This is a genomic window from Streptomyces sp. NBC_01428 (assembly GCF_036231965.1).
Classification (GTDB): Bacteria; Actinomycetota; Actinomycetes; order Streptomycetales; family Streptomycetaceae; genus Streptomyces.
Genome location: NZ_CP109499.1, coordinates 3,696,234 through 3,722,023 on the forward strand (window position 1 = coordinate 3,696,234; position 25,790 = coordinate 3,722,023).

The following is a 25,790-nucleotide window of genomic DNA, read 5'->3' on the forward strand; positions in this document are numbered from 1 at the left end:
TGTGAGCTGTGCGATCGTTAGGGCGATCCGACCGGCCTCTTGCACGATCCTGCCCGATCGGCCGGAATCGGCGTTGCCGCCCGCCGGCTCGGGTGTTTGGATCGAACGTGTACCCAGACGAACCCCTCCGGACGCTCGCCCCGCCGGACGCCGGGCCCGGTTCCCCACACCCGTCCGGCGGCCGCCCCGTTTCCCCGGACGGCCTGCGGACGCTGCGGGACCTCATCCTGCGGCACGTCGACGGAGCCGGGCCGGCGCCCTACGGGATCATGCTGTCCCGCGTGGACCACCCCTCCGCCCCGACGTCGAGCATCGCCGACCCGGTGCTCGCGGTGGTCGCGCAGGGCGCGAAGCGGCTGACGCTCGGCGACCGGATCCACGACTACGGCGCGGGCCAGTACCTGGTCGTCTCGGTGGACCTGCCGGTGACCGGCCACTACACGCGGGCCTCCCCCGAGGAGCCGTTCCTCGCCTTCGGGCTCACCCTGAGGCCCCCGGACATCGCCTCGCTTCTCCTCGCCGAGGCCGGGGCGGGAACGGGAGCCGGGGCAGCACCGGGAACAGGAGCCGCGGCGGGACCAGGAGCCGGAACGGGGACAGGAGCCGGGGAGCGGGCCGGTGCAAAAGCGGCCCGGTCGGGTGCGGCCGGCCGCACAGGCACCCGTCCCCCACGTCCCCCCTCCTCCCGTCCCCCGCGTCCCCCCTCCTCCCGCACCGCCCCGCCCGGCCTCGCCGTCAGTGACGCCTCGCCGGACCTGCTGGACGCGGTGGTGCGTCTGGTCCGGCTGCTGGACCGGCCCGCCGACCTGCCGATCCTCGCGCCGATGATCGAACGGGAGATCCTGTGGCGGCTGGTCACCGGTGAGCAGGGTGCGCTGGTCCGCCAGATCGGCCTGGCCGACAGCCGGCTGCGGCACATCAGCCGGGCCGTCCGCTGGATCAGGGAGCACCACGCGCAGACGTTGCGGGTGGAGGACCTGGCCCGGCTGGCCGGGATGAGCGCCTCGCCGTTCCACCGGCACTTCCGCGCGGTGACGGCGATGACTCCGATCCAGTTCCAGAAACGGATCCGGTTGCAGGAGGCCCGGCTGCGGCTGATGAGCAGCACGGACGACGTGGCGGGCGTCGGGTTCGCGGTCGGCTACGACAGCGCGTCCCAGTTCAGCCGCGAGTACCGACGGCAGTTCGGCAGCCCGCCGGGCCAGGACGCCGCCCGCCTCCGCGGACAGGCCGCCACCGGCACGGGGCGGTCCGAGCGGCGCGACGACGTGCGGTCCCCGTCCCTCTAGGCCGCCGGGCGGGACACCCGCCGCGTCCCGGGGTGGTACCGCCACGCGTAGGCAGCGCGAGGGCGCCGATCCGGTCGTACGACCGGATCGGCGCCCAGGCTGACGGGGGTCAGGAACGGCGGCGGGCCCCAGCGGGCTCGCCGGGCTCCGCGGACGCGGCTGGAGGACGCGGCTAGATGGTGGCCGTGTCGATCACGAAGCGGTAGCGGACGTCGCTCGCCAGCACCCGCTCGTACGCCTCGTTGATCTCGGACGCGGCGATCAGTTCGATCTCCGCGCCGAAGCCGTGCTCGGCGCAGAAGTCCAGCATCTCCTGGGTCTCCTGGATGCCGCCGATGCCGGAGCCCGCGAGGGTCTTGCGGCCGCCGATCACGGAGAACAGGTTGAGCCGGACCGGCTCCTCCGGCGCGCCCACGTTCACGAAGGCGCCGTCCGTGCGCAGCAGGGACAGGTAGGCGTCCAGGTCCAGCGGCGCGGAGACGGTGGAGAGGATCACGTCGAAGGTGCCGCGCAGCTCCTCGAAGGTCTTCGGGTCGCTGGTCGCGTAGTAGTGGTCGGCGCCCAGCTTCAGGCCGTCGTCCTTCTTGCGCAGCGACTGGGAGAGGACCGTGACCTCGGCGCCGAGCGCGTGCCCGATCTTGACGCCCATGTGGCCGAGACCGCCCATGCCGAGGACGGCGACCTTCTTGCCGGGGCCCGCGTTCCAGTGCTTGAGCGGGGAGTACGTGGTGATGCCGGCGCAGAGCAGCGGCGCGGCCACGTCGAGGGAGATGCCCTCGGGGATGTGCAGGGTGTACTTCTCGTCGACGACGATCTTCTCGGAGTAGCCGCCGTAGGTGGGCGCGCCGTCCTTGCCGACGGCGTTGTACGTGCCGACGTTGCCCTTGAGGCAGTACTGCTCCAGGCCCGCCTCGCAGTTCTCGCACTCACGGCAGGAGTCGACCATGCAGCCGACGCCGACCCGGTCGCCGACCTTGAACTTGGTCACGCCGGAGCCGATCTCGGAGACGATGCCGGCGATCTCGTGGCCGGGGACCATCGGGAAGATGGCCTCGCCCCAGCCCTCACGGGCCTGGTGGATGTCGGAGTGGCAGATGCCGGCGAACTTGATGTCGATCAGGACGTCGTGCTCGCCCACCTCGCGACGCTCGATGGTGGTGCGCTCCAGCGGAGCCTTGGCGGCGGGAGCGGCGTACGCAGCGACTGTGGTCATGCCGGGGTTCTCCTCGGGAGTGGTCTGTACGGTGCCCGGCTGTCCGGTTCCTTGCATCGGGCACGGCTTCTAGCGTGCCCGATCTCGCGGGATTCACCCAGGTCACGGCTCTGCGTACGTTCGCTGGTCCTACTACTGGCGGGGTCAGGCTCCTCGGCGTACGACCGGGAATACTGGACGTATGGATGAACAGCCCTCTGTGGGGTCCGCCGGTGAGGCGGGCCTGCCGCTGGACCGACGTGCCGAACTCAGCGAGTTCCTGCGCACCCGCCGGGCCCGGCTGAAGCCCCAGGACGTCGGGATGCCGGACTTCGGGCGGCACCGCCGGGTGCCCGGGCTGCGCCGCGAGGAGCTGGCGCAGCTCGCCGGGGTGTCCGTGGCCTACTACACGCGCCTGGAACAGGGCAACGGACGGAACGTGTCGGCGGAGGTGCTGGACGCGATCGCGCGGGCGCTGCGCCTGTCGGACGCCGAGCACAACCATCTGACGCACCTCGCGAAGCCCAAGCAGCACAAGAAGAAGCAGACCGCGCGAACGCAGCAGGTGCGGGGCGCGCTGCGTCAGCTGCTGGACACGATGGACGGCGTTCCCGCGTACATCACCGGGCGGCGGTCGGACCTGCTGTGCTGGAACCGGATGGCGGCCGCCGTGTTCGGCGACTGGTCGGAGCTGCCGCCGCAGGAGCGGAACTGGGCGCGGATGGTGTTCCTGCGGCCCGAGTACCGCGAGCTGTACGTGGAGTGGGAGCAGAAGGCGATCGACATCGTCTGTCATCTGCGGATGGACGCGGGCTGCCATCCCGACGATCCGCGGCTGTCGGCGCTGGTCGGTGAGCTGTCGGTGAAGAGCGAGGACTTCCGTCGGCTGTGGGCGACGCACGACGTGAAGGAGAAGAGCCACGGGGTGAAGCTGCTGCGGCATCCGCTGGTGGGCGATCTCGCTCTGCAGTACGAGTCGTTCCGGCTGGTGGACGACGCCGAGCTGGCCCTCGTCACGTACCACGCGGAGCCGGGGTCCCCGTCGGCCGAGGCGCTGCGGCTGCTGGCGTCCTGGGGCACGGACGCGACCCGCGCGGGCGCCTCCTCACCCCAGTAGGCCCACCCCAGGAGGCCGACCCCAGCAGGGCGGCGGGCCGACGGCCTGTCGCCCCGGCTCCGCGCGGTCACGGCTGGTACGGCGGTGCGGCACCCCACGTCCACTTCGGCACGGGCTGCTCTCCGGGCGCGCTCGCGTCCGGGGCGGAGAACAGGACGGCCAGCCGCGTGCCCCACTCCACATAGGCGAGGAAGGCGGAGCGGAACTCGGCGTCGGTGGGCAGCCCGGCGTCGTCGGCCGCGTCCTGGATGAGGTTGACCCAGCGGCGGCGCTGGACCTCGGTGATACCCCGGCCCATGTGCTTGGCGACCATGTGGCCGTGCCCGCCCTGGGTGTCGGAGTAGTCCGTGGGGCCGCCGAAGACCTCGCCGAGCCAGGCGGCGACGTGGGCGGCGTGCTCGGGCGCGAGGTCGGCGAAGAGGGGTGCGAGGAGGTCGTCCTTGAGGACCTTGTCGTAGAACACCTCGGTGAGGCGGGTGAAGGCCTCGGTGCCGCCGGCCCAGGCGTACAGCGTGGGGACGGCGGCGCCCTCGCCGCGTACGGCCGTCGGCTTGTAGTGGCGCATCTCCTCGATGTCGCCGACGTAGGGCCGGATCTCGGCGAGGAAGTCCTGGAAGCGGTCGGACTGCCGGAAGCCCTCCAGGTGGGCCTCCGTCGACGTCCAGGTGATCCGCAGGATGAAGTTCTCGAAGTTGTCCTCGCAGCGCGCGAGTTCGTAGTCCACGCACTCGGGGGCGGCGGCGAGCTGGACCGCGGCACGGGTGTAGGCGGCCAGGAACGGGCCCGACTGGTCCTCGGGGATCCGGTAGCGGATGTATTCGACTGTCGAAACGGTCATGCCCCACAGAAGCACGAACGGGTCGTCGGAAGCCCGCCTTCCGGCGACCCGTTCGCTGCGGGCACATCGCTGTGCCTTCGCTACGCCTTCGCGTTCTCCTTGACGGTGATCCGCCCCTTGCGGATCGTCGCGACGCGCGGGGCCTTCTTCGCGATCGAGGAGTCGTGGGTGACCATGATGAACGTCAGCCCGTGCTCCTTCCACATGGCTTCGAGCACGTCCATGATCTCGTCGCGCATGGACTCGTCGAGGTTGCCGGTGGGCTCGTCGGCGAGCAGCACCTTGGGCTGCTTGACGAGGGCGCGGGCGATCGCCACGCGCTGCTGCTGGCCGCCCGACAGTTCGGCGGGCAGGTGGCCGAGCCGCTCGGCGAGCCCCACCGACTCCAGTGCGGCGGCGGCGCGTGCACGCCGTTCCTTCGTCTTGACGCCGAGCGGTACGAGCGCGGTCTCGACGTTCTCCTGGGCGGTGAGCGTGGGGATCAGGTTGAAGCTCTGGAAGACGAACCCGATGTTCTCGCTGCGCACCCGGGTGAGCTTGGCCTCGGACAGCTTCGCCATGTCCGTGCCGTCGAGTTCTATGCTCCCGGCGGTGGGGCGGTCGAGTCCGCCGAGCATCTGGAGGAGCGTGGACTTCCCGCCGCCGGTGGGGCCCTGGATGACGAGCCGGTCGCCGTCCCCGATCGTGAGGTCGATTCCGGCGAGTGCGTCGATGGTCTCCTTGCCCCGCGTATAGCGCTTGGTGACGCCTCTGAGTTCGTACATGGTGCAACTCCTGGGATACGTGAGTACGGCGGGGCTTATTCGACGCGGCGCAGGGCGTCCGCGGGGCGCAGCCGGGAGGCGCGCCAGCCGCCGAAGGCGCCGGCGATCAGACCGCCGGCGACGGCCAGGGCGACCGCGACGACGATCGTGTTGACGCTGACGGGCGCGGTGAGCGCGACGTCGAGGGCCTTGGACGCGGTCTGCCGGCCCGGGCCGCCGAAGCCACCGCCGCCGCCCCCTCCGAAGCCGCCGCCTCCTCCGCCGCCGAAGCCGCCTCCGCCGCCCGTGCTCCCCAGCTGTGCCTGGAGGTTGGGGCTGATCTCGGTGACGACGTAGGCGCCCGCGAGACCGAGGGCGATGCCGAGGACGCCGCCGACGAGGCCGTTGACGACGGCCTCACCGACGACCTGGCGGGTGACGCGGCTCGACTTCCAGCCGAGCGCCTTGAGGGTGCCGAACTCGCGCACGCGGCGGGAGACCGCGGAGGAGGTGAGCAGTCCCGCGACCAGGAACGCGGCCACGAGCACCGCGATCGAGAGCCACTTGCCGACGTTCGAGGCGAGGTCGGAGGCCGTGGACAGCGAGCCGGAGACGGTGTCCGCGAGGTCGGCGGAGGTGGTGACCGTGGTGCCCGAGATGTTCTTCTGGATGGTGCTCTTGACGCCGGAGATCTGCTGCGAGTCCGAGGCCTTGACGTAGATCGTCGTGACCTTGTTCTTGGAGTCGCTGAGCGTCTGCGCCTGCTGGAGCGGCATGTACAGGTTGGCGGCCGCGTCACCGCTGTCCGGCGTCGCGATGCCGATGATCGTGTACTTGACGCTCTTGACGGTGACGGTCCCGCCGACCTTGAGCTTCTTCTCCTTGGCGTAGGAGGTGTCCGCGACGACGACCTTGGCGTTCGTCTCGGAGGTCTTGAACGTACGGCCGCTGGTGATCTTCGACGAGGTCAGCGGGCCCAGGGCGGGCTTGGTGACGTCGGTGCCGTAGACCGAGTAGTTGTTGACGTCGAAGTCGGCTCCGCCGCCCTTGACGGTGCCCTGCGGCGAGGGCTGGGCGCCGCCGCGCCGGTTGCCGCCCTGCTGACCGGGGGCCTGCTGGAACTGACCGCGCGTGAACTGGCCGTTGACCCGGATGACCTGGAGGCTCAGCCCGCCGACGGCGTCCGCCACGCCCTGCTGGGTGTCGACCTTGGCGACGGTCGAGGAGGCGAGGGTCTGGAAGCCCTGGACCATGACGCGGTCGCTGCTCTGCTTCTTGTCGGAGCCGTTGTCGTTCGCGTCGAAGTTGAAGCGAGGGCGCTGGCTGGTGCCGGTGGCCGGTTCGGCCGCCTTGGTGACCGTCATGTCGGTCCCCAGCCCGTACAGCGACTGGAGGACCTTGCCCTGGGCCTTCTCCATGCCCGAGGAGACGGAGCTGACCACGATGACCAGGGCGATGCCCAGGGCGAGCCCGGAGGCGACGACGAGGGCCGCCTTTCTGCGGCGGCGCAGTTCGCGCCTCAGGTAGGTGAAGAACATGGCCGCAAGCTAGGTACGGCGCGTGATGAAGGGATAAGGCCGAAATAAAAGAACGATGAGAAGGCTGTGGCCGAGCCCGGAAACCTTTGAGAACGCCGATGCGGCGGAACCGTCGAGAACGCCGATGCGGCGGCGACCCCGTGGGGGTCGCCGCCGCATCGGCGTGTGCTGTGCGAGCGGGATCAGACGGCCGAACCGGCCTTCCAGGCCGCCCAGTCCAGGTTCCAGCCGTTGAGGCCGTTGTCCGGGGCGACCGTCTTGTCGCCGGTGTTCTTGACGACGACGACGTCACCGATCAGCGAGTTGTTGTAGAACCACGCGGCAGGCGTGTTGGGGTCGCCGGCGCCCTTCGTGTCGGACATGCCGACACAGCCGTGGCTGGTGTTGGCGGAGCCGAAGATGGACTTCGCGCCCCAGTAGTTGCCGTGGATGAAGGTGCCGGAGTTCGACAGACGCATCGCGTGCGGCACGTCCTTGATGTCGTACTCGCCCTTGCCGTCGTCGTTCTTGAAGCCGACGGTCGAGCCGTCCATCCGGGTCTCCTTGAACTTCTCGGAGATCACCATCTGGCCCTGGTACGTCTTGTTCTCCGGCGAACCGGCCGAGATCGGGATGGTCTTGATCGTCTTGCCGTCGTGCATGACCTTCATCGTCTTCGTCGCGGCGTCGACGACGGAGACCTGGTTGCGGCCGATCTTGAAGGTGACCGTCTTCTGCTGCACGCCGTACACGCCGTTCGCGCCCTCGACACCGTCGAGGTTCAGCTTCAGGGTGACGGTGGAGCCGCCGGTCCAGTAGTCCTCGGGGCGGAAGTCCAGGCGGTTGGCGTTGAACCAGTGCCCCACGACCTCCTGGCCGCTGCTGGAGGAGACGGAGATCCCCTTCTGCACCTCGGCCTTGTTGGTGATCGCCTTGTCGAAGTTGATCGAGACCGGCATGCCGACGCCGACGGTGGAACCGTCCTCCGGCGTGAAGTTGCCGATGAAGCTGTTCGCCGGGGAGACGGTGGCGAACGACGCGTTCTCGTGGGCGACGCGGCCCGAGGAGTCGGCGGCCTCGGCGGCGATCTTGTACGTGGTCGCGCGGCTCAGCTGCGCGGTGGGCTTCCAGCTCTTCTTGTCCGCGGATATCTGACCGGCGACGGCGGTGCCGGTCGAGGTCTGCATCGTGACGGACGTGAGCTTGCCCTTGCTGACCGTGACCGCCGTGCCGTTGTTGATCGACGCGTTGTCGGAGCCGTCCTTGGGCGTGATCCTGATCTGGGCCTCGGAGGTCTTCTTGGCCGCGGCCTCGTCGACCTTGGCCTGCGACGAAGCTCCGTCACCGGTGTCCGACGCGCCGGCCTTGCCGCCGCCGTCATCGCCTCCGCTGCACGCAGAGAGCACCAGCACCCCGCCGAGCAGTGCGGACGCGGTCATCAGACCCTTGCGCCGCTTACTGTCCGTCATCACACGCTTCTCCATCGTTGCCGAATCCCGAAAAGACACGAGAGCCCCGTAAGGACTGTCAACGCTACGACCGGTTCGTCCCGTTCCACTTCCCGCGGGAATGTGGGGCACACCACTCCGGGTATACGGACGGTGCGGTACGCAGGTGGCCCGTGCGTCTACGGAGACGAGAAACCCCGGGCCGCGGTTGCCGCCCGGGGTCTCCTGTCGCCCGAACCGCGTCAGCCGCGCACGTCTTCCTCGTCGTCCTCGTCCGCATCATCCTCGTCGAGGTCCCAATCAGGCGAATCGGGGTCGTAGTCGATGGGCTCGCTGCTCCACGACGCCTGGGCGAGTTCCGTCCCCGGTACCTCGCTGACCAGGTCGAACGGATCGACGAGATAGGCGAGCGCCTCCGCCGTGTCTTCCGTCACTGCGCTCTCGGCGTGCGCCCGCTCGTCCGCCGGCATGGCCTCGTCCTCGGCGATCCGGCCGAGCGCGGCCTTGGTGACCGCGTCGGCGTCACCGATCTCCAGCACCAGTTCGACACGAAGCCGGACAAACTGTGATGTCTCAGGGGTACTCATGGGAGGGAGCGTACGGCCCGTGGGTTACGCGACTTTCCCACGACCCGCGCCTTTCATTAGCATCGCCCCACACGGCCAATTCGCCAGCGCCACAAGGGGATCGATATTTCGTGTCCGCCGCACGTCGATCGTTGCTGACCGCCACCGCAGCGGGGACCCTCCTGGGTGCCCTCTGGTTCGTCCCGTCCGCCAACGCGACCCCGGACGTGCCCTCCCCGAGCGGGTCGGCACCGGCGTCCGCGCCCGCCGGCACCGCGACTCCCCCGCAGTCGGACACCGCGCCGGACACCCCGTCCGGCACCGCGCAGGACACGGCCTCCGACGGCACCGGGCCCCAACTCGCCGACACCGGCGCCGTGAACACGACGCCGTACGTCGTCGGCGGCACGGTGTTCCTCGGTCTCGGGGCCGGATTCGTGGCGTACTCCGTGCGCCGCGAACGCACTCTGGCCCACTGACAGCACGACGGCCCACCGAGCAAGCCCACCGCGTTCCGGACAACCCACGGGGAAGCCATGCGAGAGCTGAGCGAGCTGACCGACGTCGAGGAGCCGGCCTGGCCGCTGCTGGCCAAGGCGCTCGACGCCAGCGGCGTGTCCATGGAGGTCCTCCCCGTGGACCCCGCGCTGGGCCGGGCCAGCCTGCTCCAGCTCCAGGTCACCGCCCGGTCCTGGCTGGGCGGGATGGTGCTCAACTGCGGCGGCGTGGTGCTGGACAGCGGCTGGGTGCGGATCTACGGCAGTCCGGCCGAGGACGCGTCGGCGGGGCTGCCGGGAGGCTCGACCGACCTGCCCTCGCTCGCCGAGGTCAACGGTTTCCCCGAGCGGTTCGATCCGGCCTGGCGCCCCCAGGACGGCGGACTCGTCGTGGGTCATGACGTGCTGGGCGGGGTCTTCGTCCTGAACGGCGCCGACCCGGAGTCGGTGGGGCGGCCCGGGCATCCCGGCGAGATCGTGTACTTCGCGCCGGACTCACTGAAGTGGGAGGCGCTCGAAGTCGGCCACGGGGCATGGCTCCAGTGGCTGCTGAGCGAGGGCACGGACCAGTTCTACGACACGCTGCGGTGGCCCGGCTGGCGGGCGGAGTCCGGCGCCCTCACCGGCTCCCAGGGGCTGTCCGTCGTGCCGTTCCTGTGGTCGGCGGAGGCCCGCCGCGACCTCATGTCCACCAGCCGCCGCCCGGTCCCGCTCGCCGAACTCCTCGATCTGCACCGGGAGTTCGGCCTGAAGCTGGACAAGATCGACCCCGGCTTCCTCGGCGACCTCTGAGCCCACCGGAGGCGGCCCGCCTCCGTACCGGGAGCGAGGCCCACGCCCGACCGTCCCGGGACCGGCGACCACCGGGCCACACATGGTCGGCGGCGCCGGGAGAACGTCCCGGGTACCCGCCCCGGCGCCGTCGGCCGCCGGGCACGCCCCCGAGGAACCGTCACGACGGCCGTCACGCGCGGCGGATGCGGTGACCGGCCGGTACGAAGGGCGCGGGACACCACCCGGGACACCACCGCCCCGCCCGGCCGCGTGACGGCCTGGGCGCGGCAGCGCGCTCGATCGCGACCTCCGGTCCCGTCCCCCGCCCCCCGCGTGGCCCTCCGCCGCTGACGGGCGTCACCCCTCGGACACCGAGCCTGCCCCGGACACGGCGGAGGCCCCGCGCCCCTGAAAGGGACGCGGGGCCTCCGCCACGCTGTACCGGGTCCGGTCGGTCAGGCCGCCCTGCGACCGCCGCCGGTCTGGCCGCCGCCGCGCTGCGGGGCGCGCCCGCGGCCGGTGCCGGTGCCGCCGGAACGGCCGGTGCCCGCGCCGCCCTCGGAGCGACGCGGCGCCGCGCCACCCTCGGCACGACGGCCACCCGCTCCGCCGCCGCCTTCGGCGCGCCGGGGAGCGGCTCCGCCGCCGCTGGTGCGACGGCCGCCGCCCGTGCCGCCCGTGGCCGGGCGGCCGGCGCCGCGCTGCTGGCGCGGCTGACCGTCCGATCCGGTGCCCTGCCGGGAGGCCGATCCGGTGCCGCCGGTGGCCGGACGCCTGGCGCCGCCACCCGTGGCGCGCCGCGCCTTGGGCCGCTGCTTGGGCTGTTCGGCCTGCTGCGGGACCTCGATGACGACCGGGACGCCGGAGGGCTCGCGGGCGCCGGTGAGACGCGCGAGCTCCTCGTCGCTGGACGTGACGCGGGCGGTGCGCGGCGTGATGCCGGCGTCCGCCATCAGCCGGGTCATCTCGCGCTTCTGCTCGGGGAGCACGAGGGTGACGACGCTGCCGGACTCTCCGGCGCGGGCGGTACGGCCGCCGCGGTGGAGGTAGTCCTTGTGGTCGGTCGGCGGGTCGACGTTGACCACAAGGTCGAGGTCGTCGATGTGGATGCCGCGGGCCGCCACGTTCGTGGCGACGAGCGCGGTGACCTGACCGTTCTTGAACTGGTCGAGGGTGCGGTTGCGCTGCGGCTGGCTGCGCCCGCCGTGCAGCGCGGAGGCCCGGACACCGCTGGCGAGCAGCCGCTTGGTGAAGCGGTCGGCGCCGCGCTTGGTGTCGACGAAGAGGATGACCCGGCCATCACGGGCGGCGATGCGCGTGGCGACGGCCTTCTTGTCGGTCTCGTCGGCGACGTGCAGCACGTGGTGCTCCATGGTCGTCACCGCGCCCGCGGACGGGTCGACGGAGTGCACCACGGGGTCGGTGAGGAACATCCGGACGAGCCGGTCGATGTTCTTGTCGAGCGTGGCCGAGAACAGCAGGCGCTGGCCGCCGGGCTCGACCTGGTTGAGCAGGGCGACGACCTGGGGCATGAAGCCCATGTCGGCCATCTGGTCGGCCTCGTCGAGGACGGTGATCGCGACCTGGCCGAGCGCGCAGTCGCCGCGCTCGATGAGGTCCTTGAGCCGCCCGGGGGTGGCCACGAGGACCTCGGCGCCGCGGCGCAGCGTGCCGGCCTGACGGCCGATCGACATGCCGCCGACGGCGGTGGCCACGCGCAGGTTGACGGCGGTGGCGTACGGCGTCAGCGCGTCGTTGACCTGCTGGGCGAGCTCGCGGGTGGGGACGAGGACGAGCGCGAGGGGATGCCTCGGCTCGGCACGGCGGCCGGCCGTGCGGGCGAGGAGGGCGAGCCCGAAGGCGAGCGTCTTGCCGGAGCCGGTCCGTCCGCGGCCGAGCACGTCGCGCCCGGCGAGGGAGTTCGGCAGGGTGGCGCCCTGGATCGGGAAGGGCTCGGTGACGCCCTGGGCCGTGAGGGTCTTCGTCAGGGCGGCGGGCATGTCCAGAGCGTCGAAGGACTCGACGGCGGGCAGCGCCGGGGTGATGGTCTCGGGGAGCGAGAACTCCTGAGGCGGCGTCACCTTGCGGACGGGGCCGCGGCCCGCGCCCCGGCCGGTGGCGCGGCCGGCGCTCTTCGCGGAGCCGCCGGTCTGTGCGGCGCGTGCGTTTGCCGGCCGCTTACGGACGGGACGTTCGGATCGAGTCATGCTGGATCTGGATTTCCTTCCTGGGCCCCACGGACTGCACACACAAGCGCTCACCACCTGCATGAGCTGTCACAGCGCGAGCCGGGACCCGCACCCGAAGGCGCGGGACCCGGCTCTGGAAAAGCGCGTCGCGAACTAGGCGGGGATGATGTTCTCCGCCTGCAGGCCCTTCTGGCCCTGCGTGACCTCGAAGGAGACCTTCTGGCCCTCGAGGAGCTCACGGAAGCCGGAGCTCGCGATGTTCGAGTAGTGCGCGAAGACGTCGGGGCCGCCGCCGTCCTGCTCGATGAAGCCGAAGCCCTTTTCCGAGTTGAACCACTTCACGGTGCCGGTAGCCATGTTGTTCTCCTGAACAGGTAGTGGGCCCCCATCCGGAGCATGCACCGGGTAATGCCGGAGATGCCGGTAAAACAAAACGCGCCTGCGGAGGATTCCGATCAGGCGCACAAAGTAAATGGGTACCAAAAACGTATCAATGAGACAGTAGCACACACTGATACGCGGGTGCGAGGCGGGGTGTGTGGGCCGGACGACCGCCCGGCCCACACATCACCTGCCCCAGGGGGCTCATCCGCTAGGCGAGCGGGCCGGTCACCGGTTCCACGGCGGTCACGACACCGCCGGCCCGGACGAACGCGTCCGCCGCCTCCAGGTCGGGGGCGAGGAAACGGTCGGGGCCGGGGCCCTGGACGCCGGCCGCGCGGACGGCGGCGATGACCGCCTGCGACGCCGGGGCCGGGGTCAGGCCCGCGCGGAGTTCGATGGCGCGGGTGGCGGCGTACAGCTCGATCGCCACGATGCGGGCCAGGTTGTTCACCGCGGTCCGCAGCTTGCGCGCGGCCGACCAGCCCATGGAGACGTGGTCCTCCTGCATGGCGGAGGAGGGGATGGAGTCGGCGGACGCCGGTACGGCGAGCCGCTTCATCTCGCTGACCAGCGCGGCCTGCGTGTACTGGGCGATCATCAGGCCCGAGTCGACGCCGGCGTCGTCCGCGAGGAACGGCGGCAGGCCGTGCGAGCGGTTCTTGTCGAGCAGCCGGTCGGTGCGGCGCTCGGCGATCGAGCCGAGGTCGGCCGCCGCGATGGCGAGGAAGTCGAGGACGTAGGCGACGGGGGCGCCGTGGAAGTTGCCGTTCGACTCGACGCGTCCGTCGGGCAGTACGACCGGGTTGTCGACGGCGGAGGCCAGCTCGCGCTCGGCGACCGTCCGGGCGTGGGCGAGGGTGTCGCGGCCCGCGCCCGCGACCTGCGGGGCGCAGCGCACGGAGTAGGCGTCCTGGACGCGCGGGGCGTCGTCCTGGTGGTGGCCGGTGAGCTCCGAACCCTTCAGCACCGCCAGCATGTTGGCGGCGCTGGCGCCCTGGCCGGGGTGCGGCCGGATGGCGTGCAGCTCGGGGGCGAGGACCTTGTCCGTGCCGAGCAGGGCTTCGAGGGAGAGCGCGGCGGTGACGTCGGCCGACTTGTAGAGCGTCTCCAGGTCGGCGAGGGCCATGACCAGCATGCCGAGCATGCCGTCGGTGCCGTTGAGGAGGGCGAGGCCCTCCTTCTCGCGCAGTTCGACGGGGGTGATGCCGTGGGCGGCGAGGAGTTCGCCGGCGGGCCGGACGACTCCGTCGGGGCCTTCGGCGTCGCCCTCACCCATCAGCGTCAGCGCGCAGTGGGAGAGCGGCGCGAGGTCGCCGGAGCAGCCGAGCGAGCCGTACTCGTGGACGACCGGGGTGATGCCCGCGTTGAGGATGTCGGCCATCGTCTGCGCGACCTCGGGCCGTACACCGGTGTGGCCCGAGCAGACGGTCTTGAGCCGCAGGAACATCAGCGCGCGGACGACCTCGCGCTCGACGTGCGGGCCCATGCCGGCGGCGTGCGAGCGGACGATGTTGCGCTGCAGCTGGGCGCGCAGTTCCGGGCTGATGTGCCGGGAGGCCAGGGCGCCGAAGCCGGTGGAGACGCCGTAGACGGGCTCCGGCTTGGCCGCCAGCGCGTCGACGATCTCGCGGGCCGCGGCGAGGGCCACCACCGCTTCGCCGGAGAGTTCGATCCGGGCGCCGTCGCGCGCCACGGCGAGTACGTCGGACGCGGTCACCCCGGACGTCCCCACCACCACAGTGTGCATATCCATATTCAGGAGCGTACGCAGTGAATTCGATGATGTCACTAGTGGACGGCGGGTTGACCCCTTACTCCGACGTACGTCACAACTGCCGCCCCGTGGACCGTCAGGAGCGGGGCGGGTCGTGCCGCCCCCGGAACCGTCGGCGCTCGCCCGCCGGGGGTGCCGGGGTGTCGGCGAGGCGGACGACCGGATCGTCGGGGCCCTCGCGCCCGGCGACCACCGGCTTCGCCGCCCGGACGGCCTTCGCCCGGTACTGGGCCGCGTCCGCCAGCCGGAACAGCCGGCGCGCCGACCGTACGGGCCCGATCGGGTCCTCGGTCGAGGCGACCCCGCACGCCACCCCCTCCCCCAGCTCCAACTCGGCGGCACGGCGGCAGAGTTCGTCGGCGATCCGGACCACCTCGTCCGCGGCGGGGCCGATCGCGAGGAGGCAGAACTCGTCGCCGCCGAGCCGTGCGGCGAGGGTGCCCGGCAGCATGGCCCCGCAGAGCGAGAGCACGGATCCGAACCGTTCGAGGAGCCGGTCGCCCACGGCGTGGCCGCGGGTGTCGTTCACGCGCTTGAGCCCGTTGAGGTCGCAGACGACGAGGCTGACCACGGTCCCGTCGGTCCGGTGCCGCTCGACGGCCTCGTCGAGGCGTACGTCGACGGCTCGACGGTTGGCGAGCCCGGTCAGGGCGTCGGTGTAGGCCAGCCGCCGGGCCTCCTCCAGCCGCTCGGTCTGGGCGATCCCGGCGGCGACGACCGAGGCGAGGACGGTCGCGAAGTCGGCGTCCGAGCGGGCGAAGACGGGCGCCCCTGCCCGCCGGGCCACGTACAGCTCGCCCCACGCCCGTCCGTGCAGCACGATCGGCGCGACGACGCAGCAGCCGCGCCCGCGCCTGCGCAGCGCGGCGACCCGCTGATGGCAGTACCCGGCGGGACCGGCCGCCGGGCCGTCGGCGGTCTCCACCCAGGCGTTGGGCTCGCCCCCGCCCGCCCACCGCTCGTGCAGGAACTCGGTGATCTCGGGGAACTGGTGGACGGGATAGGCCTCGCCGTCGGGGAACTCGGCCTCGTCCGGCGCGCGGTCGCCGACGTTGACGAGGACCCGCAGCCGGCCGAGCTCGCGCTCCCAGACGGAGAGCGCGGCGAAGCTCCCGGTCAGCGCGTGACACGCGCCGAGCGCCGCGGCCCGCCACGACTCACGCGGCGTGTGTGCCGCGGCCATCCCCTGCGCCAGCGTCACCACGGCCCTCAGCCGCCTGTCCTCTCCCATCACCCCAGGTTAGGGACATTTGCTTATATTCGGGTCATTGGTGGGGCGAACAGGGGGCCGGGCCTACTGCCCGGGCCAGTCCGGGGTGCGCTTCTCGTTGAAGGCGGCGACCCCCTCCGCACGGTCGCCGGAGAAGGCGACCGAACGCCAGGCCGCGTCCTCGACCTCCAGGCCGGCCCGCAGGTCGAGCCCGTGCCCGAGGCGCAGGGCGCGCTTGGCGGCGCGCAGCCCGACCGGCGAGTTCGCCGCGATCCGGGCGGCCAGGGCGAGCGCCTCCGTACGGTCCTGTCCCGCCTCCACCAGCTCGTCCACCAGCCCCAACTCCCGCGCCTCGGGCGCCTCCAGGCGGCGGGCCGAGAAGATCAGCTCGGCGGCGCGGGCGGCACCGACCCGGCGCGGCAGCAGCTGCGTGCCGCCACCGCCGGGGATCACCCCGACGGACACCTCGGGCAGGCCCACGACCGCCGTGCGGTCGGCCACGATCAGGTCGCAGGACAGCGCCAGCTCGAACCCGCCGCCCAGCGCGAACCCGTGCACGGCGGCCACGGTCGGCATCGGCAGCTCCAGGACACCGGTGTAGGCGCCCCGCGCGACCGGCCGCTGCCGCACCAGCTGGGCGTCCGTGAAGGAGTTCCGCTCCTTCAGGTCGGCACCCACGCAGAAGGCCCGCTCATGCGTGGAGGTGAGCACCACCACGCGGACGTCCCCGTCGGCGGCCAGCGCCTCGCAGGCCCCCGCGATCGACCGGGCCATCTCGGTGGACACCGCGTTCATGGCCTTGGGCCGGTCCAGGACGAGCTCGGCGACGTGCCCGTGCCGCCGTACGGCGACGAACTCGCCGAACCTCCGCTCGCCCGGCTCCCCGCCCTGGTCCGCGGGTCGCTCCGCCCCTTGCTCCGCCATGACACCCTCCCGGTTAACGCGGGTTAACAATCGATGTCCCGATCATCGCAGCCGACGCCGTCCGGCGAAACCCACCCCTTCGTCGCGCACCCCCTCGTTCGGGTGACATCGGGCCCAACTCCCGTACCCCCCAACCCGGCCCGTGCTTAATCTGCGCACCGCCACAGCGCATGCGGGGCATCGGCGCACCGGGGAGGGACGGCCATGACAGACCGCGAGACGCCGCAGGCCGGCGACGCCCGCCCGGACCCGGGGGCGGTACGCCGGACCCCGCCCGGAGCCACGCCGGCCGGACCGGTCCCGCCCGCGTCGCGGGCCGGCACGACGCCCGCGCCGACGCGCGCCCGCTGGGTACGGGCGACGTCCCTCGGAGTGGCGACGAACGCCCCGTCGTCGTTCACCGCCGGCGCCATCGATCCGGTGCGGACGGGCACGGTACGGGCGCCCGTCCGAGCACCCTCGGCGGCACGACCGACGGCCGACACCCCGGCCGTCGCGGCAGCGGCCCCGGCGGACGCCCGCGCCGTCCGGGACAGACCCGCCAGACCGGGCAGGGCGGCCAAGGTGTGGGCCACGCCGCCCCTGACCGTGGCACCGAAACCCGGCTCGCCCGCCGCGGCCCGGCAGGCCGGGGCCGGCGGGATTCCGGCGCCGAGGGGCGCTGCGGGAGCGGCCGGGCCGGCGGGTACGGCGTCCACGACGACGGGGGTTCCGGTTCCGGGCAGCGCGGCCGGTGTCCCGGCGCCTCGGTCCGCCGACGCGGGGGCGGGCGCGCCGGGGGCCGTACGGCCGCCGAAGACCCTCGCGAAGCCCGGCGGACCCGTCGTTCCGGAGGTCGTCACGACAACGGAAGACCGCGCCCCGGGCGTCTCCAGGAACGTTTCCGCCGTGAAGGGAGCCGGCCGGCTCGGGGGTCCCGGAGGGCGGACCGGCGTCCCGACCGCGGGGGACGGACCCGCGATGGACCAGGCCGTGGACCGGGCCGTGGACCGGACCGTTGCCGAGCCGGCGCCGAGGACCGTCCCGGTACCGACGCCCGCGGGCCGGTCGGGCGAGGCTCCATGGGCGCCCGGCGTCGTGGCGGCGCCCGACACCGATGTTGATGTCGCCGCCGATGTCGCCGCCGACCCGCTTCTCCCGGGTTCCGGACGGGGACGGCATCGCAGGCCCCGGCGACGGCGGGTGCTCTTCGCCGCGGGGGGACTCGCGCTGGCGGCGGGAGTGCTGAGCCTCGCGCGGATGGCACCGGAGTCGATGACCGGGATCGGCGGAGGCGGCGGCCCGGCGGACGCGGAGCCACGGGGCGGGACACCCACGGCCGCCGACACCGACCCGGCGGACGACGCCGTCACCACCGTGGAGGCCGTACCGCCGCCCGCGCGTCCCGGTGTCGCCACGGCGACGGCGGTGATGGGCGGCGAGAGCGCAAGCCCCACCCCGGGGGCCGGTCCGACCCCCGGTCCGTCCCCGACGGCGTCGGGCGGCGCCGCACCGGCGGGCCACGCCGACGACCCGGACACCGGCGACCTGGACACCGGCGGGCCGGGCGCCACCGGCATCCCCACGGACACGTCCACGACCCGGCCCCCGCAGGCACCGGATCCCGCACCCACGGCCACGGCTCCGCGCCACACGCCGACGCAGGCTCCGACCACCAGGGCTCCGGCGCCGACGCACCGGCCGGGCGTGTGCGTACCGATCGTGGGGATCTGCGTGGGCGGACCGCTCTCCCCCGGGCAACAGGGGTGACTCCACCGGCAGGCCCCGGTCCGAGCGACCGGAGCGGCGGACGCGGCGGTACCGGGGAAGGGCCGGAAGGGCTACGCCTCGGTGTCCCGGCGGGCCAGCAGCCAGGGCTCGATGACGCCGAGACCACGGACCGGCCGCTGCCACATGGGCTGGAGCGCGAAGCGGTACGAGGGGGGTTCCTCGCCCTCCTTCTCCGCGGCGGCCGCTGCCTCGGCGGCCTCCGCCTCGGAGGCGGGGGCGTCCCCGGTGCGGGTCAGCTCCTCCGCGAAAGCACCGTCCACGAGGACGGCGTCACGCGGCGCTATCGACGTGAGGCGGCTCGCCAGGTTCACGGTCGTGCCGAACACGTCGCCCATCCGGGTGGTGACCGTGCCGAAGGCGATGCCGACCCGCAGCTCCGGCATCGTCTCGTCGTTCGCCATCGTCTCGATGAGCCGCAGCGCGATCTCGGCGGCCACGCCGGCGTCGTCGGCGGAGTAGAGCACCTCGTCGCCGAGCGTCTTGATGAGCCGGCCGCCATGGGCGGCGACCAGGTCCGCGGCGGTGGTCTCGAAGGCCTCGACGAGTTCGCCGAGCTCCTCCTCCTCCATGCGGCGCGTCAGCCGGGTGAACCCGACCAGGTCGGCGAAACCGACGGCGAGACGGCGGTCGACCATCTCCTCGTCGTCGGCGGCCTGCACGACCCGGCCGGTGGCGGCGGCGAGCTGGCGCCGCCAGACGTAGACGAGGAACTCCTCCAGCTCGGGCAGCAGCAGCTCGATCAGGGGGTACGTGACCTCGGTGCGGGTCATCCCCGGTTCGGGGGGCTCGGTCAGGCCCTCCAGGAAGGAGTCGATCTGCCACTCGGCCAGACGGGCGGTGGTCTGCCCGGTGGAGCGGGCGACCTGGACGGCCATGGCCTCGCTCAGCAGGCCGGCCTCGACGAGACCGGCGAGCCGGCGCAGCGCGAGGACGTCCGCCTCCGTGAGCGCCTTGGCCTGGCCGATGTCGGCGAAGCCCATCGCCCGCCAGAAACGGGACGCCAGCTCCATGGAGACGCCCGCGCTGCGGGCCGCCTGGAACGGGGTGTAGCGCCGCTCGGCGCCCAGGATGAGGCCCTCCAGGCGCAGCGCGAGGGGGTCCTCCTCGGAGTCCGGGTCGGTCGGCGCGTCCACCCGGCCGTTCGCCTCGTGCCGGGCGTCGGACCTGAGCTCGGGCCGTCCGTCGGGCCTGGCCTGCGCGCGCGTGTCGGTGGCGTCGTCCTCGCGGACGCCGCTCACCTCGCCGCGGTGGCCGTCGCCACGGGGGCCGGGATCCTCGCTCGTACGGTCGTCCGGCCGGGCCTCCTGTCCGGTCCCGCCGCTCGCGGCGGCCCGTGCGGAGGTCGCGTCCGTGACCGGCTCGGCGGTACGGCCCGGCTCGCCGTCCGGGGCAGGGTGAGCACCCGTGCCGGAGCCGGTGTCGTCGACGGTCACGCCTGCTGCCCTTCCGATCTGCCGAGGTCAGGTATCGACCGCGCTCAACTCTACGGCAGGTGTGCGCTGGCTCACTCCCGATGGCACGACCTGGCCGGAGCGGGTCCCCGAAGGGGCCGTACGGGCACTTTTCGCACCCCGCGACGAGCCCCGCGCACGCGCCGTACAGCACCGGTGACCCCCGGTACCTCCGACCCCGCGGGGTCGGCGCCCGTGGGCCCCTCGCCCCGCAGCCCTCAGACAGCCCGCAGGTGGATCACGTCGCCCGCGCCGACCGGTTCCTGCACTCCGTCCTCCGTGCCGATGACGATGCGGCCGTCCCCGTCGACGGCGACGGCCTCGCCGACGATCGAGCGGCCGCCGGGCAGCTCGGCGCGGACCACGCGGCCGAGGGTCGCGCAGCCGGCGGCGTACGCCTCCTGGAGACCGGAGGCGGCGGGGTCCCCGGACGCGTCGCGCCAGCGTCGGTACCACTCCTCCAGTGAGCGCAGCACCGCCCGCAGCACGGTGTCGCGGTCGGTGGTCGTCGCGCCCGCCAGCGCCAGCGACCCGGCGCCCGGCACGGGCAACTCCTCCGCGCGGAGCGTGACGTTGATGCCGATGCCGACCACGACCGCGTCGGCGCCCGCGCGCTCGGCGAGGATGCCACCGGCCTTGCGCTCCTCGCCGTCCACGGTGACCAGCAGGTCGTTGGGCCACTTCAGGGCGGTGTCGACTCCGGCCGTGCGGGAGAGAGCGGTGGCGACGGCGACTCCGGTGAGCAGCGGCAGCCAGCCCCAGCGTTCGACGGGGACGCCCGCCGGCTTGAGCACCACGGAGAAGAAGAGGCCGGAGCGGGCGGGCGCCGTCCAGCGGCGGTCCAGCCGGCCGCGACCGGCGTTCTGCTCCTCGGCGACGAGGACCACGCCCTCGTCGGCGTTCCCCTTGACGACGAGACCGGCCAGGTCGGTGTTGGTGGACCCGGTGCGCTGCACGACCTCCACGTCCGTCCACAGGCCGTCGTCGCGGACCAGCGCCCGCCGCAGGGCTGTGCCGTTGAGCGGCGGTCGGCCCAGGTCGGACCAGCGGTTGTCGTGCGCGTCTGAAGCATCTCGCGGCGTCATGCAACCCAGCCTAGGTGTGGTAAACGCCGCACTGCCGAACGGTAGCCACAGCACTACGCTACGGATGAGTAGCAAGTCCCCCTTCTGAGCACCGCCCCTCACGTCCCCTTAGAGCAGGCAGGGAGCCGCATCCCGATGTCCGAGCCGGAAGAGCTGCACCACCCCGACATCCACACCACCGCGGGCAAACTCGCGGACCTGCAGCGCCGCATCCAGGAGGCGACGCACGCCGGCTCGGAGCGCGCCGTCGAAAAGCAGCACGCCAAGGGCAAACTGACGGCCCGTGAGCGCATCGACCTGCTGATGGACGAGGACTCCTTCGTGGAGTTCGACGAGTTCGCCCGGCACCGCTCCACCGACTTCGGCCTGGAGCAGAACCGTCCGTACGGCGACGGCGTCGTCACGGGCTACGGCACGGTCGACGGCCGCCCGGTCGCCGTGTTCTCGCAGGACTTCACCGTCTTCGGCGGTGCCCTCGGCGAGGTCTACGGGCAGAAGATCATGAAGGTCATGGACTTCGCCCTGAAGACCGGCTGTCCGGTCATCGGCATCAACGACTCGGGCGGCGCGCGGATCCAGGAAGGCGTCAGCGCGCTGGGCATGTACGGCGAGATCTTCCGCCGGAACACCCACGCGTCGGGCGTGATTCCGCAGATCAGCCTGGTCGTCGGCCCCTGTGCGGGCGGTGCGGTGTACTCCCCCGCCATCACCGACTTCACGGTCATGGTCGACCAGACCTCGCACATGTTCATCACAGGTCCCGACGTCATCAAGACGGTGACGGGCGAGGACGTCGGCTTCGAGGAACTGGGCGGCGCCCGCACCCACAACGCCGTGTCGGGCGTGGCCCATCACATGGCGGGTGACGAGAAGGACGCCATCGAGTACGTCAAGCAGCTGCTGTCGTACCTGCCGTCCAACAACCTCAGCGAGGCGCCGGCGTTCCCGGAGGAGGCGGACCTCACCCTCACGGACGAGGACCGTGAGCTGGACACCATCGTGCCGGACAGCGCGAACCAGCCGTACGACATGCACACGGTGATCGAACACGTCCTGGACGACGCCGAGTTCTTCGAGACGCAGCCGCTGTTCGCGCCGAACATCCTGACCGGCTTCGGCCGGGTCGAGGGCCGTCCGGTGGGCATCGTCGCGAACCAGCCGATGCAGTTCGCCGGCTGTCTGGACATCGACGCGAGCGAGAAGGCGGCGCGGTTCGTCCGCACCTGCGACGCGTTCAACGTGCCCGTCCTCACGTTCGTGGACGTGCCCGGCTTCCTCCCGGGTGTCGACCAGGAGCACACGGGCATCATCCGGCGCGGCGCCAAGCTGATCTACGCCTACGCGGAGGCGACCGTCCCGCTGATCACGGTCATCACCCGCAAGGCGTTCGGCGGCGCGTACGACGTCATGGGCTCCAAGCACCTGGGCGCCGACCTCAACCTGGCGTGGCCGACCGCGCAGATCGCGGTGATGGGCGCGCAGGGCGCGGTGAACATCCTGCACCGCCGCACGATCGCCGCCGCCGAGGACCAGGACGGCACCCGTGCCCGGCTGATCCAGGAGTACGAGGACGCGCTGCTGAACCCGTACACGGCGGCCGAGCGCGGTTACATCGACGGCGTGATCATGCCGTCGCAGACCCGTGCGCACGTCGTCCGCGGCCTGCGTCAGCTGCGGACGAAGCGGGCATCACTTCCTCCGAAGAAGCACGGCAACATCCCGCTCTAGACCGCCGCACGCCCCGACCCCTGGGAGCAGACATGACGATCAAGGTCGTACGGGGCAATCCGACCCCGGAGGAGCTGGCCGCCACTCTGGCGGTGGTCCGCGCGCGCGCCGCGGCGGCGGCCGCCGAGCCGTCGGGCGCGCCCCGGCCGCGCGACTCCTGGTCCGACCCGGCCCGGGTCGCCGCGCACCGGCTCCCGCAGCCGGGCGCGACGGCCTGGGGGCGGACGTACTGGCCCGGCTAGGGCAGGACAGTCAGAGGACCTTCGCGACGGCGTCGGCCATCACCGCGTACCCGGCGTCGCCCGGGTGCAGGTGGTCGCCGAAGTCGTACGCGGGGTGCAGCCGGTCCGGGTCCGCCGGGTCGGCCAGGGCGCGGTTCAGGTCGACGACCGCGTCCCACTCGCCGTGCGCCGGGTCGCGCATCCACGCGTTGACCTCGTGGGCGACCTTCGCCGCGTGCTCGCCCCAGTGGTCGGAGCCGCCGAAGGGCAGCAGGGTCGCGCCGATCACCCGGAGGCCGCGGGCGCGGGCTCGGTGGATCACCTCGCGATACCCGGCGATGAGTTCGTCGGCCTCGACGACCGGGGCGGGCCGGTAGGTCGGCTGGTCGTCCGTCTCGCTGAAGCCGATGTCGTTGACGCCCTGGAGGACGACGAGGGTGTCCACGCCCGGGTGTCCGAGGACGTCCCGGTCGAGCCGGTGGACGCCCTTCTCGCCGTACCAGGCCGAGTCGTTGAGCAGCAGGTTGCCGCCGATACCGGCGTTCAGGACGGGCCGGCCGGTGCGTTCGGCGAGCCGGTCGGACCAGCGCCGGTCCGCGCCCGGCGTGGAGCCGAAGCCGTCCACGATGGAGTCGCCGAAGAGGGCGACCCCGTCTCCGCGTCCGCCCGCGTCGACCTCGACGGCGGACAGGAAGTACCAGGACTCGGTGGCCTCCGTGAAGCCGTGCCCTTCGACGTCGTGGAGTCGATCCCCGGTACCCCGGTGACTGGTCGCGAAGGCCTGGGCGTGGAAGGTGGCGGGCCCGGTCACTGCGTCGAGGTGCAGGGTGACGGTCACCGACTCCAGCCGCTCCAGGGGCAGTTCGGCGGGATCGCTGAGGAGGTCGGCGCGGGCCGGGACCGCGGCGCCGGCCGCCCCCGCGAAGGTGAGCCGGCGCACCGAGCCCGGCTCGACGGCGGCTCCGCGGGCGGTGCGGGCGACGGTGGCGCCCGCTATGCGCAGGGGCGAGGTGCCGTACGTGTTGGAGAGCCGTACGCGCAGCCGGTCGCCTCCCGCGGTGAGGCGGACGGCCTGGCGCAGCGACTGGCGCCAGAAGCCCTCGCGCGACCAGTTCGGGGTGAAGCCTTCCGCGGGGAGCTGGGGCGGTGCGGTCCAGGCGGTGGTGAACATGACGGTTCCCTCTCCCGAGACACCCAAAGGGGACTGGAGTCCCTTTAGCTAGGACCCCGACCGTATCAGCATCGGCGACACTAAGGGAACTGGAGAACCGTTTACGTGCGGCGTGCGCAAGTTGAGTACGCGTACTCAGGCGCCCGGCGGCGCGGCCGTCGCACGATCGAGGACATGCTGTGGTCCGACCCGGAGAACGAGCCGCCCAAGGAGCTCCGCGACATGCAGACCATGTTGCGGCGCCTGGGGGTTCTCATGGCGCTGGCCATGGTGGTCGCGATGATCGTGCTGGGGGTGCGCTGAACGCTCCGGGGCCGATCAACGGCGGCCGGCGCACGGGCCGATCGGCGCCGATACCCTGAACGGCATGACCGATCAGCCGCGCCGCCGTCTCGTGCTCGCTTCGCAGTCCCCCGCCCGGCTCAACCTGCTGCGGCAGGCCGGACTCGCCCCCGAGGTGATCGTGAGCGGGGTCGACGAGGACGCCGTCACCGCGCCCACCCCCGCCGAACTCGCCCGCGCGCTGGCCGAGGCGAAGGCCTCCGTCGTGGCGGCCCGCCCGGAGGTCCAGGGCGCGCTGGTGATCGGCTGCGACTCGGTGCTGGACCTGGACGGCGAGGCGCTCGGCAAGCCCGCCGACGCCGAGGAGGCGACGGCCCGCTGGAAGGCGATGCGCGGCCGGGCGGGCACGCTCCAGACGGGGCACTGCGTCTGGGACACGGCGAGCAAGCGCTGGGTGTCCGCCACGGCGTCCACGGTCGTCCGCTTCGGCGAGCCGACGGACGCGGAAGTCGCCGCGTACGTCGCGTCGGGCGAACCCCTGTACGTGGCGGGCGCGTTCACGCTCGACGGCCGGTCGGCCCCCTTCATCGAGGGCATCGACGGCGACCACGGCAACGTGATCGGCATCTCGCTGCCGCTGGTGCGCAAGCTGCTCGCCGAACTGGGCGTGGGCATCACGGAGTTGTGGGCACCGTAGGACGAACAGGGGCTCCCCGCCGGGCGGGGAGCCTCCGCTCAGGAGGCCGAGGGAGCGGGCGGCGGGACGACGGTGGTTCCCCCGTCGCCGTGCCTGCTGTCCCCGTGCCCGCCGTCGCCGGCGTCCTTCCCCAGGTCGACGGTCCCTCCCTGGGCGGCACCCTGTCCGGCGCCCTGCCCGGCACCGTCCTCGCGCCGGAGGCCCTCGCCGTCCCCTCCGCCACCGGGCGGTACGGCGTCGACCGGGCCCGCCTCGCGGCGGTCGTACGCCAGGAGGGTGAACACGATCAGGCCGAGCACGACCATCATGAAGACGAAGGCACCCCAGCCGACCAGGCCCACCGTGAAGGCGCCCAGCAGGGCGTGCACCACCGCGGCGCTGATCAGCAGGACACGCCCGACGAGACCGGGCGCGCGGTCGCGTACGCCGACCAGCAGCGCGGACACGGCACACGCCACGAAGTACAGGCCGAAGACCAGGCCGCCGATCTTCGACGAGACCGCCATCGTGTCGGAGTCGAGCCCCGCCAAGGACATGTCCTGACGGTCCACGACCACGCCGAGGAACCAGTTGAGGAGCGCGACGCCGATCGCCTCCGCGAAGAGCACGAGCGCCGTCACCCATGCCACCGGTCTGCGCACCACCGGTCCCACCCACTTCCGCGTGCTGTTACCCCAAGTACGTTCGAGACATCCCGAACGCTACTAACGGGTAAACCTCGGGACAAGGGTTCTGCCGAGGGCAAAGAATCGTTGGGCCATTCGTAGGGACTCCACAAAGAATCGTTGTGGGCCGCAGCACGGAGCCACAGAGACCTTGGCCACATCGGAGGGCTAGGGTTCTGCCAAGGACTCCTGCGTGCTGCGGTGCCACAAGGGATTTCGCGGGTAGGGCGAGCCTCGTATCACGCTCCGTGTGGGCAA

Annotated in this window: 24 protein-coding genes; 9 read left to right on the plus strand and 15 right to left on the minus strand. The window is 72.4% G+C overall.

The features are described from left to right. Nucleotides 1-203: 203 nt before the first annotated feature. Nucleotides 204-1,289 carry an AraC family transcriptional regulator gene (locus OG406_RS15895; RefSeq protein WP_329190817.1) on the plus strand — a complete coding sequence of 362 codons (1,086 nt, stop codon included), beginning with the start codon at nt 204-206 and terminating at the stop codon, nt 1,287-1,289. A gap of 172 nt (nt 1,290-1,461) precedes the next feature. On the opposite strand, the gene OG406_RS15900 is transcribed toward OG406_RS15895, so the two are convergent. After that, a complete protein-coding gene (locus OG406_RS15900) occupies nt 1,462-2,502 on the minus strand; it encodes an NAD(P)-dependent alcohol dehydrogenase (protein ID WP_329186306.1) in 1,041 nt (346 codons plus the stop codon). 181 nt (nt 2,503-2,683) lie between these two features. Here OG406_RS15900 and OG406_RS15905 point away from each other — a divergent pair, with 181 nt between their 5' ends. Next, complete coding sequence (locus tag OG406_RS15905) at nt 2,684-3,598, plus strand: helix-turn-helix domain-containing protein (RefSeq protein ID WP_164372366.1); 915 nt, start codon at nt 2,684-2,686, stop codon at nt 3,596-3,598. Between the two features lie 67 nt (nt 3,599-3,665). Here the strand turns inward: OG406_RS15905 and OG406_RS15910 are convergent, their stop codons facing one another. The 5 genes from OG406_RS15910 to OG406_RS15930 all read right to left on the minus strand — a co-directional run bounded on the left by OG406_RS15910 (nt 3,666) and on the right by OG406_RS15930 (nt 8,731). Beyond that, nucleotides 3,666-4,436 (minus strand): group II truncated hemoglobin, encoded by a 771-nt coding sequence (locus OG406_RS15910; protein WP_326842472.1) that lies wholly within the window; start codon nt 4,434-4,436, stop codon nt 3,666-3,668. An 80-nt stretch (nt 4,437-4,516) separates the two neighbouring features. Next, nucleotides 4,517-5,200, minus strand: a complete 684-nt coding sequence (locus OG406_RS15915) for an ABC transporter ATP-binding protein (RefSeq protein ID WP_164372364.1) — start codon at nt 5,198-5,200, stop codon at nt 4,517-4,519. Nucleotides 5,201-5,235: 35 nt separating this feature from the next. Further along, nucleotides 5,236-6,717 carry an ABC transporter permease gene (locus OG406_RS15920; RefSeq protein ID WP_329186309.1) on the minus strand — a complete coding sequence of 494 codons (1,482 nt, stop codon included), beginning with the start codon at nt 6,715-6,717 and terminating at the stop codon, nt 5,236-5,238. Nucleotides 6,718-6,899: 182 nt separating this feature from the next. Further along, nucleotides 6,900-8,180 (minus strand): L,D-transpeptidase, encoded by a 1,281-nt coding sequence (locus tag OG406_RS15925; protein ID WP_267048390.1) that lies wholly within the window; start codon nt 8,178-8,180, stop codon nt 6,900-6,902. Nucleotides 8,181-8,386: 206 nt separating this feature from the next. Further along, the gene (locus OG406_RS15930) at nt 8,387-8,731 is read right to left on the minus strand and encodes a hypothetical protein (RefSeq protein WP_164372361.1); all 345 of its coding nucleotides are present in this window, start codon (nt 8,729-8,731) and stop codon (nt 8,387-8,389) included. A gap of 110 nt (nt 8,732-8,841) precedes the next feature. On the opposite strand from OG406_RS15930, the gene OG406_RS15935 reads away from it, so the two are divergent. Further along, a complete protein-coding gene (locus OG406_RS15935; protein WP_266616080.1) occupies nt 8,842-9,189 on the plus strand; it encodes a hypothetical protein in 348 nt (115 codons plus the stop codon). Nucleotides 9,190-9,246: 57 nt separating this feature from the next. Next, nucleotides 9,247-9,999, plus strand: a complete 753-nt coding sequence (locus tag OG406_RS15940) for a DUF2625 family protein (protein ID WP_164372359.1) — start codon at nt 9,247-9,249, stop codon at nt 9,997-9,999. A 437-nt stretch (nt 10,000-10,436) separates the two neighbouring features. On the opposite strand, the gene OG406_RS15945 is transcribed toward OG406_RS15940, so the two are convergent. The 5 genes from OG406_RS15945 to OG406_RS15965 all read right to left on the minus strand — a co-directional run bounded on the left by OG406_RS15945 (nt 10,437) and on the right by OG406_RS15965 (nt 16,462). Then, on the minus strand, nt 10,437-12,188 hold the full coding sequence (locus OG406_RS15945) for a DEAD/DEAH box helicase (protein WP_266616077.1): 1,752 nt from the start codon (nt 12,186-12,188) through the stop codon (nt 10,437-10,439). 135 nt (nt 12,189-12,323) lie between these two features. Continuing rightward, entirely contained in the window at nt 12,324-12,527 is a 204-nt protein-coding gene (locus OG406_RS15950; protein ID WP_030794464.1) for a cold-shock protein, read from the minus strand. Nucleotides 12,528-12,762: 235 nt separating this feature from the next. Continuing rightward, a complete protein-coding gene (gene hutH / locus OG406_RS15955; protein WP_329190819.1) occupies nt 12,763-14,301 on the minus strand; it encodes a histidine ammonia-lyase in 1,539 nt (512 codons plus the stop codon). A 103-nt stretch (nt 14,302-14,404) separates the two neighbouring features. Further along, nucleotides 14,405-15,559, minus strand: coding sequence for a GGDEF domain-containing protein (locus OG406_RS15960; protein ID WP_164374072.1), 1,155 nt, complete (start codon nt 15,557-15,559; stop codon nt 14,405-14,407). Between the two features lie 63 nt (nt 15,560-15,622). Beyond that, nucleotides 15,623-16,462 (minus strand): enoyl-CoA hydratase/isomerase family protein, encoded by an 840-nt coding sequence (locus OG406_RS15965; protein ID WP_329186319.1) that lies wholly within the window; start codon nt 16,460-16,462, stop codon nt 15,623-15,625. Nucleotides 16,463-16,666: 204 nt separating this feature from the next. On the opposite strand from OG406_RS15965, the gene OG406_RS15970 reads away from it, so the two are divergent. Next, the gene (locus OG406_RS15970) at nt 16,667-18,211 is read left to right on the plus strand and encodes a hypothetical protein (RefSeq protein WP_329186321.1); all 1,545 of its coding nucleotides are present in this window, start codon (nt 16,667-16,669) and stop codon (nt 18,209-18,211) included. A 71-nt stretch (nt 18,212-18,282) separates the two neighbouring features. Here OG406_RS15970 and OG406_RS15975 read toward each other — a convergent pair whose 3' ends face one another. Further along, complete coding sequence (locus tag OG406_RS15975; RefSeq protein WP_443067082.1) at nt 18,283-19,665, minus strand: adenylate/guanylate cyclase domain-containing protein; 1,383 nt, start codon at nt 19,663-19,665, stop codon at nt 18,283-18,285. Nucleotides 19,666-19,901: 236 nt separating this feature from the next. Beyond that, a complete protein-coding gene (locus OG406_RS15980) occupies nt 19,902-20,768 on the minus strand; it encodes a biotin--[acetyl-CoA-carboxylase] ligase (protein WP_329186323.1) in 867 nt (288 codons plus the stop codon). Between the two features lie 135 nt (nt 20,769-20,903). On the opposite strand from OG406_RS15980, the gene OG406_RS15985 reads away from it, so the two are divergent. Both OG406_RS15985 and OG406_RS15990 read left to right on the plus strand, forming a co-directional pair. Beyond that, nucleotides 20,904-22,496, plus strand: coding sequence for an acyl-CoA carboxylase subunit beta (locus OG406_RS15985; RefSeq protein WP_164374076.1), 1,593 nt, complete (start codon nt 20,904-20,906; stop codon nt 22,494-22,496). A gap of 32 nt (nt 22,497-22,528) precedes the next feature. Continuing rightward, nucleotides 22,529-22,738: an acyl-CoA carboxylase subunit epsilon gene (locus tag OG406_RS15990; protein ID WP_081219074.1), complete on the plus strand. Its 210-nt coding sequence runs from the start codon at nt 22,529-22,531 to the stop codon at nt 22,736-22,738. Nucleotides 22,739-22,748: 10 nt separating this feature from the next. Here OG406_RS15990 and OG406_RS15995 read toward each other — a convergent pair whose 3' ends face one another. Continuing rightward, nucleotides 22,749-23,888, minus strand: coding sequence for an SGNH/GDSL hydrolase family protein (locus OG406_RS15995; RefSeq protein ID WP_329186324.1), 1,140 nt, complete (start codon nt 23,886-23,888; stop codon nt 22,749-22,751). Nucleotides 23,889-24,062: 174 nt separating this feature from the next. Between OG406_RS15995 and mmpB the strand changes: the two genes are divergently transcribed. Then, complete coding sequence (mmpB, locus tag OG406_RS16000; protein ID WP_266616068.1) at nt 24,063-24,191, plus strand: morphogenic membrane protein MmpB; 129 nt, start codon at nt 24,063-24,065, stop codon at nt 24,189-24,191. A 64-nt stretch (nt 24,192-24,255) separates the two neighbouring features. Continuing rightward, nucleotides 24,256-24,867, plus strand: coding sequence for a Maf family protein (locus OG406_RS16005; RefSeq protein ID WP_164369429.1), 612 nt, complete (start codon nt 24,256-24,258; stop codon nt 24,865-24,867). 38 nt (nt 24,868-24,905) lie between these two features. Here the strand turns inward: OG406_RS16005 and OG406_RS16010 are convergent, their stop codons facing one another. Continuing rightward, nucleotides 24,906-25,511 carry a hypothetical protein gene (locus OG406_RS16010; protein WP_329186327.1) on the minus strand — a complete coding sequence of 202 codons (606 nt, stop codon included), beginning with the start codon at nt 25,509-25,511 and terminating at the stop codon, nt 24,906-24,908. Nucleotides 25,512-25,790 lie beyond the last annotated feature (279 nt).